The sequence below is a fragment of the Pirellulales bacterium genome, from assembly GCA_035546535.1.
Classification (GTDB): Bacteria; Planctomycetota; Planctomycetia; order Pirellulales; family JACPPG01; genus JACPPG01.
On record DASZWQ010000003.1, the window covers coordinates 1 to 12,907 of the forward strand.

The window sequence follows — 12,907 nt, forward strand, 5'->3', positions numbered from 1 at the left end:
TGCAGGACCGGGCGAATTCGTCAGAGGGCAGTCAAATGACCGTCGAGCGCACAGCCCGTCAGATCCTTTTCCATGGCCTGGGCATGGTCCTGGCCGGCCTGGTGTGGGGTTTTGTCGTACCGGCGACGCCCTTTCCCCGCCTGGCACTGACGGCACACATCGAGTTCACGTCAAACGGTGTGCTGTTTATCGTGCTGGCCGTTCTGCTCGTGGCGCTGCTGCACAATGTCGGGCCGCGCTCCGCGGCACTGATGCTCTTGGCCGCCTGGCTGACGTGGGTCATGCTCGCCTCGGAAGTGGCGAACGCCTGGTGGGGCACAAAAAGCACTCTACCGATCGCGGCCGCTCAGGCCGGAGCAGCCGGCGCGGTCGCCTGGCAAGAAACGGCCGTCACCCTTGCGCATATCGCCGCGGGCGTGGGCTTGGTCGTGGCCTGGACGCTGTTGATCGTCGGCTTGGCGCGGCGTCCGCAGCCGAACCTCGCGCGCTAAGGCGCTGAAACGATTGTTGGGTGCCACTGGTGGCTCGCCCACCAGTGAGAATTCCATGTAAGCACTGGTAGACAAGCTACCAGTGGCACACCGGTCGGTAGAGCGACCGTTTTGAAACAGCGTCTAACCGAAGCGCTGCTAGCGCGACCGCCGCTGCGACGACTTCCGATGCGGGCGGTAACCCGGCTCGCCGCGGATGTGATCCCCTTCGCGCTGTTCGCGCACCTCGCGATTCGCTTTCACACGCCGCTTGTCGAGCGCGGCCTTTGGCGCCCGATCAGGAATCAGGCAATCGCAGCCGCTGCCGATCAAGTCCTGCCGCCCCGCTTCCTCCAGCGCCCGCCGCACCTCGAAATAATTCTCCGGCTTGAAGAACTGCAACAGCGCCCGTTGCGAACGGCGATCGCGCAACTGCTTCGCGACATACACCGGCTTCTTGGTCATCGGATCGATGCCGGTGTGATACATGCAGGCCGCGATGTCGAAGGGGCTGGGAATGAAATCCTGCACCTGGTCAGGCTTGTAATGATTCCGCTTGAGGAATAGCGCCAGCTCGATCATCGAATCGACATCGCTGGCCGGATGGCTGGCGATGAAATACGGCACCAGGTACTGCTTCTTGCCCGCCTTGCTGCTGGCCTTTTTGAATTCGCGATCGAAGGCCGTGAAATCATCGATCGTGGGCTTTTTCATCGTCGAGAGCACATTCGGATCGGTGTGCTCGGGCGCGACCTTCAAGAGCCCGCCGACGTGATGCTCGGCCAGTTCGCGCATGTACTGCGGATCGCGCCGCGCCAGGTCCATGCGAATGCCCGAGGCGACCAGCACCTTGCGCACGCCGGGCTCTTCGCGCGCTTCGCGCATCAGTTCCACCAGCGGCCCGTGATCGGTCCCCAGCAACTTGCAAATCGTCGGGTGAACGCAGCTCAAGCGCCGGCAGCGGGCCTCGACCTCGGGGCGCGTGCAGCGCATCTGGTACATGTTGGCCGTCGGTCCGCCGATGTCGCTCACCACGCCGGTGAACTCAGGCTCCGCCGCCATCTGCTTGATTTCGGAAAGCACCGACGTCTGGCTGCGGCTCTGGATGATGCGCCCTTCGTGGGCGGTGATCGAGCAGAACGTACAGCCGCCGAAACAGCCGCGCATGATCTGCACCGAATCCTTGACGACCTGGTACGCCGGAATCTTTTCCTCGCGGTAAGCCGGGTGCGGGCGACGCGTGTAAGGCAATCCGTACACGCGATCCATTTCGTCCTGCCCGAGCGGAAAGGCGGGCGGGTTGGCCACCACCGCCTCGCGTCCGTGATATTGCACCAGCCGGCGGGCGTTGTACGGATTCGTCTCCAGGTGCGCGATCTTGGTCATTTCGGCAAAAGCCGGTTTGTCGGTCGAGACCTGCTCGTAGCTCGGCAGCGTAAGCGTATTCTCGGTTGGCGGCGTTTCACTTGCGCCCAGCCGATACACCACGCCGCGCATGTCGCGCAGATCGCGGACCGTTTCGCCGGCGGCCAGCCGTCGGGCAACCTCGACAATCGGCCGTTCGCCCATCCCGTACACCAACAGATCGGCCTTGGCGTCGAGGATGATCGACCGGCGGACTTTATCGCTCCAATAGTCGTAGTGCGCAAGCCGGCGCAAGCTGGCCTCGACGCCGCCGGCAATCACCGGAACACCGGAATACGCCTCCCGCGCGCGCTGGCAATAGGCCAGCGTAGCCCGATCCGGCCGCCGTCCAATCCGGCCGCCGGGACTGTACGCATCATCGTTGCGCACCTTCCGATTGGCGGTGTAGTGATTGATCATCGAGTCCATGTTGCCGGCGCTCACGGCAAAGAAGAGCCGCGGCCGGCCGAACGTCCGCCAGGCTTCGCAATTATGCCAGTCAGGCTGACTGACGATGCCGACGCGAAAACCCTCGCTCTCCAGCAATCGACCCAACAGCGCCATGGCAAAGCTGGGATGATCGACGTACGCGTCGCCGGTGACGAACACGACGTCGACTTCGTCCCACCCACGCGCGCACATCTCCTCGCGCGACATAGGGAGCGGCGGCGTCGGCGAAGAACGAACCGGCCCCGCCTCGAGCGGTGGACAGGAATAGCTCGCCCCCGGTGCGTCGACGATGGGTAGCGAGCTCAATCCGCGCGCAGCCTGGTCGCTGAATGCCGGCGCAGCCTGACCGCCGAATGGTGGCGCAGCCTGACCAATCCCTCTCCCTTCCAGGGAGAGGGCAGGGTGAGGGTCAGACTGGGAAGCAAGATTCATCGCCAAAGCTCAAGGGCGCAAGCGGCACAAACAAAGAGGCTCGTTCACAGAGCACAGCCTGGCCATTCTATCCCGCCCGCCGCAGAGTCGATAGCCAGCGGCACGCGCGGCCAGAAGCTCGCGGACGCGACTCATTGGCTGATCTGGCAATTCGGTAACGCCTGTTTGAGCTGGGCAATCTGTGCGCTGGACGCGAGAGATCCATCGATGCGCAACGTTTCCAGTTTCCGCAATGTCGCGAGCGGGGATACGTCCGCGACCGCGGTACCCGTTAGGTCGAGCTTCTCGAGCGACTGTAATCCCGCCAAGGGCGAGATATCGGCCACCGGTGTCGACGAGAGGTCGAGTTCTCGCAGGCGCGCCAGCCCGACGAGCGGCGTAAGGTCCGTCACACTCGTTCGAGCGAGCTCCAAATTCCATAGAGCGTTGAGTGATGCCAGCGGCGCAAGATCACTGATCTGCGTCTGAGAAAGATTGAGTTGCTCCAACTGCACAAGCCCAGAGAGCGAGGAAACGTCCGCCAGAGGCAAGCCGCGGAGGCTCAGCCATTGCAGCTTGGTCAGCTTTTCTAGAACCGAGATATCCGTGACGCGCGTATCGCCCGAATCAAGCCCAATGAGATTCTCGCATCGAGCAAGAGGTGCAAGGTCGTGAACCGACGTCCCCTCGAACTGTAACCAACTAAGCCCTTCGTGGCCCGCAAGTGGAGAGAGATCGCTCACTTTCGTGCGGCTGGCGAGAACCTGATATAGCTGCGTCATATTCGCCAGGGGCGCGAGGTCGCTTACCTGTGTGTCTTCGATCGACAAGGCTCTCATCTGCCTGAGATTCGCAAGCGGCGCGAGATCCGCCACCTGCGTCTTGTCGAGCACAAGCCACTCCAGACGCACCAATCCGGCAAGGGGGCGAAGGTCGCTTACACCTGTTCCATCAAGGAGCAGCTCCTTCAGACTCACCACGCGCACAAGGGGCGTAACGTCCTGGAGCTGAGGGCTGTTAACGCTCAGCCAATAGAGCTTCCTGTATCCTGCCAGTGGCGACAGGTCGCTCACTGCGACCACGCGGAAATTGATTTCCTCGATGCTCGTGCAATGTTCAAGCAGCGACAAATCGGGCGGCGTTCGCTTCCAGCGGAAGTCGACGCTGCGAATTCGCTCGCCATAAACGCGGGACAGAGCATCGCGCCACCACGGCATCGGCCCCGCCGAGCCTGTGTCGTACAGGCCCGTAAGCCACGGATCGACGTCGCGGGCCCGCAGCTTTTCGGCAATTTCCCGCTCGTAGCGCGACTGGGCCTGCTCACGTGCCACCCAAGCCAGACCGACGGCCAGAATTGTGATGAAGGCAAAGAGCGATCGCAGGGTGTAAGAGCGGAACGAGCGCGCTGTCACAGAATTCGCTTGCACGCTGTTCATCCAGTTATTTGCTCCCGGGCGGGAGCCGCGGCCATGAACGAACGCCCGAATGAGATCCCCTATGCATTTATCTTACCGTTGACCCTGCCAAAAAGGCTGAAACCACCCTTTCCGATTGACGGTACATGTACAGACGGCGATATTTGTTCTTCGTCTCGCCCGCCGCCTTAGTGTTCGGTGCAGAAAGCCACTTTGCAGGGGAGCCTGTCCGCGATGATGCGATCCATGGAGCGATTCGAACGCACGAGGGCCAATCGGCGGCTAACAATCGCCTTACTCGCGATGACTTTCACTGGTGCCGTGCTCTCGACGGCACTCGCCAACGAGTCAGCCAAAGACGTCGCCGGACAAGCGCCCCAGCCAGCCCCCGTCGCGCCTGCCCGGTTCTTGTTCGCCCTCGACCTCGACGGCAAGCCGCACAACATCGGGGATGGCGACGGATATAAGGCACTGGGCCTCGTCTTCCTGGCGACCGATTGCCCGGTCTCGCGCGAATATGTGCCGACGCTCAATCGCCTGGCGGCGTCGCTCGCCGATCAGCCGGTGAAGTTCTACGGCGTCATCTCGGACGAGACGATCACCCGGGCCCAGGCCGTGAAGTTCCAAAAGGATTTCGATATCAAGTTCCCCGTGCTCTTCGATGCGTCGGGCGAGATTCTCGACGTCCTCGCCCCCACCAACGTGCCCGAGGCGTTCGTCCTCGACACGGCGGCCCAGGTCGCTTATCGCGGCCGGATCGACGACTGGTACGGCGAGCCGGGCAAGAAGCGCCCCCAGGCCACGACGCATGAACTGGCCGATGCGATCGCGGCGGTTGCCAGCGGCAAGCCGGTTGCAACCGCGCGCACCACGCCTGTCGGCTGCCCGGTTGAAAAGGTGGCCGGCGACGAGGAACTGGTCCCCACGTTCAATCGCGACATTGCTCCCCTGCTCTTCGCGCGCTGCGCCGAATGTCATCGGCCGGGCGAAGTCGCGCCGTTTTCCCTCCTCTCACACACCGACGCGGCCAAGCGGGCCAGCTTCCTGGCCACGATTTCGCGCAGCCGCAAGATGCCCCCGTGGACGGCCGAGTTGGGCCACGGCGATTTTTTCGACACGCGCCAGCTAACCGAAAAGCAGATCGCGCTATTGGAAGCGTGGGCCAAGGCCGGCGCACCCGAGGGGGCCGCCGACGATTTACCGCCGCAGCCGCAGTTCGCCTCGGGCTGGAAACTGGGTAAGCCCGACGTGGAGCTCATCGCGCCCGCCCCGTTCACCGTGCCCGCCGACGGGCCGGATATCTTTCAGCACTTCATCATTCCGCTCAACCTCGACGAAAACAAAACGGTCGTCGGTTGGGAGTTCCGCGCCGGTAACGCCGCGGTCGTCCATCACGCGATCCTGTTTCTCGACACGATGGGCGTGGGCCGCAAGCGCGACGCCGAAACGCCCGAGCCCGGCTATCAAACCTCGGGCTCGATCGGCATCCCCGTGGCCGGCATTGTGGGCGTGTGGACGCCCGGCATGATCCCGCGTTTCTTTCCTGAGAACATCGGCCTGCCCGTTAAGAAGAACGCCGATCTCGTCATCCAGCTCCACATGCATCCCAGCGGCAAGGAAGAAACCGATCAATCGCAGATCGCTCTGTACTTTGCCGACAAGCCAGTCGAGCGCACGATGGCCGGCGCGCCGTTGGTCGTTGGATCGCTGATGATCGACATTCCGCCCAACGCCCCGGATTACACGATCTCGTCGTCCGTGACGCTGCCGATCGACGTGACGTTGATCTCGCTTCTGCCGCACATGCACCTGGTAGGCAAGGAAATGAAGCTGACCGCCACCCTGCCCGACGGCGTGGTGAAATCGCTCGTGTGGATCAAGGATTGGAACTTCTACTGGCAGAACAATTACATGTACCGCGAGCCGGTGCGGTTGCCGCAAGGAACGCGACTGGACATCACCAGCCGGTACGACAATACGAGTGCCAACCCGCTGAACCCCAGCAATCCGCCCAGGCGCGTGCTGTTCGGCAACGGCAGCACGGACGAAATGTGCTTTGGCATTTTCCAGGTGTTGGCCGATCGCCGCAGCGACGAGCAAAAGATCGGCATGGCCCTGATGCAAAGCGCGTTCAAGCAATGGAACGAATCGCCGATCGACGCCGAGGGGCGCAAGCACATCCTGGACGAGGCCGGCAAGCTCTTTGGCACCGATGGCGGAACGTTGAACTCGCTGCTCAACGCCAGCCGCCGCGTGCCGCCGAAGCCGGCGGATAAGTAGAAGCTCGAGCTGCCGCACTCGCAGCAGCCCGGAGCGCCAGCGAGGGTTCTTCGCCCTGAAAACACTGCGCGTCCCTCGCTCGCGCTTCGGGCTAGTGAGACGACCGACTAGACCTTTTGCGCGACGATTCCTCGCGCCATGTCGTCGACCAGCCGCGGATCAAGCCGGCCCGGCAATAGCAGCCGCAAACGATCGCCCGCGGCCGCCATGCCGTAACGCACGGCGTCGATCACTTCGGCGCCGCGCTCGATCGCCACGGCCATGCCCGCCGCCAACGCGTCGCCGCAGCCGATCGGGTTAATGATGTTTTCAATCTTTGGCGGCAGTAATCGATACGCGTGGCCGGCGCTTGTGGCCAGCACCGCATCCTTGCCCGCCGTGACGACAACCCATTGGGCGCCGTCGCTGTTCAGGCGGCGCATGGCGGACAGCAACTCAGCCTCTGTGGAGAGTGTGCGGCCAAACGTTTTGGCCAGTTCCTCGCGGTTGGGTTTCACGACGAGCGGCCGGCATGGGAGCGCGGCCTCCAGCTCCGGTCCGCGCACGTCCATAACGGCTCGAGCTGGCGTGCGTTCGAGCAACTCGCGATAGAAACTGCTCGATACGCCGCCGGGCAGCGAACCGGTGAGCACGACGACCCCGGCCGACGCCGCTTCAACGGCAAACGCCTGAACACACGCGGCGAGCTCCTCTGTCAGTAACGATCGGGCATTTTCGACCAGTTCGGTCGTCGTGCCGGTCGCGCGATCGAGAATCGTCGTGCAAACCCGCGTCGGTTCGCGGCACGCTATCGTTCGTAGCGGCGCGCCCAAGGATGCGAATTCTGCTTCGATGGCCGTTCGTGCAGCGCCGCCCAAGGGCGCGATCGTGCGGCAGTCCGCCCCGAGATGCGCGAGGCCGATGCCGACGTTCAAAACCTTGCCCGAGCCGCACCAGTGCGCTTCGACCGCGCGATTCACCTCGCCCGCGGCAAATCGGTCGAATACCAGAATCTGCTGCCAGGCAGGCGATAATCCAGCGGCGACAATCACCACATGCGCTCCAGGATCGCCTGCAACTGCTCGTCGCTGATTGTTACGGGGTTGCCGTCCAGGCTGTTGCCGTGCGAGGCCCGCACGAGTGCCGGTATCTGTTCGCGCTGCACGTCGATATCGCGCAAGCGACGCGGCACGTTCACGGCGCGACACAATTCCTCGATGCGTGCCACCAGCGCATCAGCCGCCGCGGCGTCATTCGACCAGGAATCATTCCACACCAGGCGAGCAAGCTCGGCCATCGCATGCTCGCAATGGGGGCGATTCGTCACGAGCGCCGCCGGCAGCATCACGGCGCACGCTAACCCATGTCGCGTGCGTGCCAAGACACCCAGCGCCGCCGCCACGCCATGCGCCAGCCCTAAACCGGAGTTCGCCAGCGCCATGCCCGACAAGAGCGCGGCATGAGCCATGGCCTCGCGCGCGGCGCGATTCGTTGGTTCACTGACAGCCGTGACAATCGCCGGCACCGCGCGGCGCAGCCCTTCGGCCGCGAGCGCCCGGGCGATCGGTTTGGCGCGGCGCGAGATATAGCTTTCCAGGCATTGCGTGATGGCGTCCATGCCGCACGCCGCCGTGATCGACGCCGGCAGCGACACGCTCAGCTCGGGATCCACGAGCACCGCGCGCGGCACCATCAAGTCCGAGCGCAAGCTCTTTTTGAACGGCGGATCGTAGCTCGAGATGACTGCGTTCTTCGTCGCCTCGGTACCGGTGCCGCCAGTAGTGGGCATGGCCAACAGCGGTAGCGGAGAACGCGTGATTGCCAGCCCGCGCCCCACGCCTTCCAGATAATCGACGACGCTTGTGCCCGTGCCCTTGGTCGACGCGGTATTGGTGACCAGCGCGGCGGCCGCCTTGGCCAGATCGATCGTCGAGCCGCCGCCGATGGCGATCATCACGTCGCCCTCGGCGGCCTGCTGCTCGCGCAAGTGCGCGACCAGGCGATCGACGTCGGCGACCTCGGGCTCGTGCGAGGGCGCGTGAATCGCGACCGGTGCGAGGCCCGCCGCCGATAGAGATTTCGCAATCTCGTCCACCGCGCCCGTGGCACTCAGCGTGCGCGAGCCCGACACGACGAACGCCCGGCGCTCGCCCAGCGTGCGCGCGATTTTGCCAACTTCGCAGCGCTGCCCCCAGCCAAAGGCGATGCGCGGCGGGGCCAGGAAGTCATACCCAGCGGAAAGCACATCAAAAGGCGTGGCAGCCATGCTCGACAATCAATCCTTACGTGCGGTGTCGTTCGCTTTAGGTGCCACTTCGAACGTCCTCGGACAGATTATCCGTTGTTCGTTTTTTGCACTGGTGGGGCAAGCCACCAGTGGCACCCCATTCTCGCAGTCGATGCCTACGGTCACCGTCCGCCAGCGGCAGGTTCATCCTTCGCGATCGGCTCCAGCTTCAAATTCTTGAAGCGCACTTCGGTCGCGTCGCCCGCGTGCAGTTGCAGGGCGAAGATGCCGCGCGGCACGCCGGAATTGTCCGTGAAGTCGACGCATGGCTGACCGTTGATCCACGTGCGAATGTGGTTTCCGTCGGCCACGATCTCGTAGTGATTCCACGCGCCTGGCTTCACGAACGCTTCGCCCGATTGGTCCCACAAGAGGCCGCGGCGATTCTCCTCATATAGCTTTCCCCACCAGCCGGGGCCAACGTCCGCCTGATAGCCGCGCATCTCTCCCTCGGGCAAGGCCTCGCTGCGAAACTGAATGCCGCTGTTGCCACGGTTATCGAGAAGCTTCACGTCGAGCGACAAGCGGAAATTCTCGGCCGTTATGTCGCTGCGCAGGAATTCGTTTCGCGCGAGACCCGAGGTCTGGCCGACAATCTCGCCATTCTCGACGCGCCACAGTTTGTCGTTGCCTTGCCAACCGGCAAGATCGCGGCCGCTAAAGAAATTCTGTGCGTTCTCGGCCGTCAATAGCGCCGGCACTTGTTCCGGGCTGGCCAGGTACGCGACCAGCGAGCGCACTTCATGATCCGAGAGAGGCTTCCAAAGATCGTCGGGCATCATCGATTTCGGGCTGAGCGTCCGTTCGTCGATTTCCCCCTTGGGCACGACGACGGTTTCGTTGGCCGTGACGAGCGTTACGGCGTCGTTATCTTCGCCGCGCACGATGCCGGTCAGCACGCGGCCATCACTGGTGGCGATGACGGTCGTCTGATAGTCCTTGCCCACCAGGGCGCTCGAATCCAATACGTTCGAGAGCACGTAATCGAGGTTCGCGCGATTCGACCCGGTCAGCTCCGGACCGACCTTGCCGCCCGTCCCGAACAGGGTGTGGCATTGCTGGCACGTCTTGGCGAAGACCGTACGCCCGAGCGCGGCGTCGGGCTTTTGGCGACGATTTCCGATGATCTTCTTGTAGTACGCGATCATCTCCTGTTTATCCTCGTCGGTATCGCGCACCGTGCCCCAGGCTTCGTTGATCTTCTTATCGAGCGCGGCGTTCTTCAGGTTGTGCAACTGACGCACCAGATCGGCCGACAAATCGGCGGACGCGACCTGCTTGGAAGCGACCGCGTCGAGCAGCGCATTGGCATAGTCGACACGCGAGCTGAGCGTCGCCAGCGCGTCGCGCCGCTCGACGGAATTCAGCTTCGCATATACGGCCAGAATGGCGGCCGCCGTTTTCGGATCGTCGTACTGTGCCAGCCCACGCAGCGCCGCCGAGCGCATGCCGGCATCGTCGAGCAAAGCTTGCAACGTCGGTGCCAGCTTCGGATCGCGCACTTTCAAAAGTCCGGCCAGCGCGCCTTGCCGCTGCTCGAGCGCCGCATGAGAATCCGCGACGAGCGCGCGCATGTTGTCGACGGCAGTGGCATCGCCAAACGTCGCCGCCAGCGCCATAGCTTGCGCGATCGTCCCCGCATCGCCCGATTGCTTGATGCGTTTCAGCGCATCGGGCCACGTTTTCGGCATCTCGACTTGTCGTTTGCCGCGCAGCGCTTCAGTCACCCCGGCCACGAGCGCCGCGTGCGAGGCCTTATCGTCGCGCGAAGAAATCGCGCCGACGACCAAGGCCAGTGCCTCGGGCGTGCCCAGTGCGGCCACGCGTCGGGCCATGAACGTCGCCAATTGGGGAATCTGGCCATCGAGTGCAAGCTGCAAAGCGCGCCCGGCGTCGACGATCGCCAGGGGCTCGGCCGCGTACCAGATCATGAGCGGCAAGTTGTGATCCTGCGCGTCTTCGCCGTGCCGGGCCAGGCGGCTGACGACCTCCCAGCGATCCGCCGGCGCGATCCGCCCGGCTGCCGAAGCGAGATACCGGCGCACGACCGGCGAGGAATCTTGCTCGGCCAGTTTTTGAAACGTCGCAAGTGAATCGGGCGACGGCTGCCGGTCTTCGCAGGCAAGCTGAATCGTCCAGGCGCGCACGTACGGATCGTCGTTCGCGAGTCCGCGCGCGACGAGTGTTTCGTCGAGCATGCCCGCCGCGTGCAAGGCCCACAGGCCGCGCAGACGCCGCGTACCGTCGGCATGCGCAAACGCCATGTCGATCAGATTCTTGCGCGCGTCTTCGTCTTTTAAGCCACGTTCTTGAATCACGCGCCGCGCGTGGCGCACGTGCCAGTCGTTGCGGCTCAACAGCAAATTGACCAGCTCGCCGTCGCCCAAACGATTGATTTCAACCGGCGCGGGCCGATTGTCACCGTAGCTGATCTTGAAGATGCGGCCGTTCGAGCGATCGTGCCCTTCGACGTTTCCGTGATGGCACTGGTTGCGATCATACCAGTCGATCATGTACATCTGCCCGTCGGGACCGTACTGCAGATTGATGATCTGTGACCAGCTATCGTTCGCGAAAAGAAAATCGGGCGAGCGGTCACCGTCGTACCCGCTGCCGCGCGGCGCAAGCTGATCGACGTTCAGCCGCGCGCCGTGAATATTGTTCATGAAGAGCCGGCCGCGATATTCCGCGGGCCAGGCATCGCCGAGATAAAGCATGGCGCCCGCATGCGCGTGACCGCCACCCGCCGCGTCGGAGCGGTTGTTGCCCGAGTGGGGCGTGGCGCCGATCCAGTGCCGGTGCTTGGCGACGGTCTTGATGTCGTCGTAGGTGAACTTGTTGTAGTGTTGCCCGGCCTGCCGCTCGTAACGCCCGCCTTGAATGATGTGATAAAGGTGCGGGATCACGCAGGCCGTGATGAAGGCTTGCCCCTGGTCGTTGAAATCGATGCCCCAGGGGTTACTCGTCCCTTCGGCGAAGACTTCGAAAACGTGCTTCTTCGGATGATAGCGCCAGATGCCGGCATTGATCTGTGTGCGTTTTTCTTTGGGCGTGCCCGGCTTGCCGACGTTGGAGAAGGTGAAGACACCGTGGCAGCCGTACAACCAGCCATCAGGCCCCCACGTAAACGTGTTCAGCGTCTCGTGCGTGTCTTGATACCCCCAACCGTCGAGGAGCACTTGCGGCGGGCCGTCGGGCCGATCATCACGATCAGCATCGGGAATGAACAAAAACTCAGGCGCCGCGCCGACCCATACGCCGCCAAAACCGATTTCCAAGCCGCTGACGAGGTTCAGATTCTCGGCGAACACTTTACGGTTGTCGAAGTGACCGTCGCCGTCGGTGTCCGAGAAGATCAGAATTCGATCGCGCCCTTTTCCCTCGGGCGCGCGCATGGGATAGGTATATGCTTCGGCCACCCACAGCCGGCCGCGGTCGTCGATCGCCTGGGCGATCGGTTGCTGCACGTCGGGTTCGCCCGCGAAAAGCGTGACCCGAAAACCGTCGGGCACGGTCATCGCCCGGGCGGCGGCCTGCGGATCGAGCCCGGCGTGCGCGTAAACGTCCAGCGGTTGCGGGCCCGCGCGATCCGGAATATCGGGTTTCGTTTCGTGCAGGCGGAAGTCATCGAAATTGATGTGCCCCCAGCCGGCCGAGCTTTCGTCCACCAATCGCACAAACGCATCCTGACCGATGTGCGCCGTGAGATCGACAACGACCGGCTTGAGATTCTCAGTGTCATCGCCCGAAATCTGATAAACGATCTTTTTCGAATCGTCACGCACGATTTCCACGCGCGACGTGGGGCTCGAACCGCCCGCGATCAGGAAGCTGGCAAAAGGGCGTGTCACGCGGAAGGCGCGCGAGGTCAGCGTCCCTTGCGGCTTGTCGCCGGCGACTTCGTACGTCCCGACCCAGAAACTTCCGGCGTGATTGCTGCGCATGTCCGCGCGGCGGGCGTGTACGGTGTCGTCCTTGACTGGCTGACCAGTGAACGCGTCGCCCGTCGCTTGCCAATCGCGGAGGTTGCCGGTCTCGAAATCGAAATTCAGCGGCTGCCCTTTTTGGTCCGTAGGAAGCTGCCCATCGGCTCGCGCGGCGGCAACGTCTGCGGCCGTTGCCGAACGAAAGTTGCCGCTTGGGGCCAACAGGCCGGAAAGAATCATCGCAAGAAAAGGCGCTACGCGTACGAGCCGATGCGTCATGTGTCA

7 protein-coding genes are annotated in these 12,907 nt (G+C 63.4%); 2 read left to right on the forward strand and 5 right to left on the reverse strand.

The annotated features are described in order from the left end of the window. A partial coding sequence (locus VHD36_00235; GenBank protein HVU85719.1) for a hypothetical protein occupies positions 1–491 on the forward strand: 491 nt, incomplete at its 5' end. Between the two features lie 138 nt (positions 492–629). On the opposite strand, the gene VHD36_00240 is transcribed toward VHD36_00235, so the two are convergent. Next, the gene (locus VHD36_00240) at positions 630–2,630 is read right to left on the reverse strand and encodes a YgiQ family radical SAM protein (protein ID HVU85720.1); all 2,001 of its coding nucleotides are present in this window, start codon (positions 2,628–2,630) and stop codon (positions 630–632) included. Positions 2,631–2,887: 257 nt separating this feature from the next. Continuing rightward, the gene (locus tag VHD36_00245) at positions 2,888–4,162 is read right to left on the reverse strand and encodes a leucine-rich repeat domain-containing protein (protein ID HVU85721.1); all 1,275 of its coding nucleotides are present in this window, start codon (positions 4,160–4,162) and stop codon (positions 2,888–2,890) included. Positions 4,163–4,453: 291 nt separating this feature from the next. Between VHD36_00245 and VHD36_00250 the strand changes: the two genes are divergently transcribed. Next, entirely contained in the window at positions 4,454–6,430 is a 1,977-nt protein-coding gene (locus tag VHD36_00250) for a redoxin domain-containing protein (GenBank protein ID HVU85722.1), read from the forward strand. 107 nt (positions 6,431–6,537) lie between these two features. On the opposite strand, the gene VHD36_00255 is transcribed toward VHD36_00250, so the two are convergent. The 3 genes from VHD36_00255 to VHD36_00265 all read right to left on the reverse strand — a co-directional run bounded on the left by VHD36_00255 (position 6,538) and on the right by VHD36_00265 (position 12,901). Next, positions 6,538–7,461, reverse strand: coding sequence for a PfkB family carbohydrate kinase (locus tag VHD36_00255; GenBank protein HVU85723.1), 924 nt, complete (start codon positions 7,459–7,461; stop codon positions 6,538–6,540). Beyond that, positions 7,458–8,675: an iron-containing alcohol dehydrogenase gene (locus VHD36_00260; GenBank protein HVU85724.1), complete on the reverse strand. Its 1,218-nt coding sequence runs from the start codon at positions 8,673–8,675 to the stop codon at positions 7,458–7,460. The genes VHD36_00255 and VHD36_00260 overlap by 4 nt, the downstream gene beginning before the upstream one ends. 143 nt (positions 8,676–8,818) lie before the next feature. After that, complete coding sequence (locus VHD36_00265) at positions 8,819–12,901, reverse strand: PVC-type heme-binding CxxCH protein (GenBank protein ID HVU85725.1); 4,083 nt, start codon at positions 12,899–12,901, stop codon at positions 8,819–8,821. Between the last annotated feature and the right edge of the window lie 6 nt (positions 12,902–12,907).

Bases quoted from the DNA above. Each gene is read 5' to 3' on its own strand.
- VHD36_00250 (HVU85722.1), top strand. From the start codon at position 4,454: ATGACTTTCACTGGTGCCGTGCTCTCGACGGCACTCGCCAACGAGTCA.
- VHD36_00260 (HVU85724.1), bottom strand. From the start codon at position 8,675: ATGGCTGCCACGCCTTTTGATGTGCTTTCCGCTGGGTATGACTTCCTG.
- VHD36_00265 (HVU85725.1), bottom strand. From the start codon at position 12,901: ATGACGCATCGGCTCGTACGCGTAGCGCCTTTTCTTGCGATGATTCTT.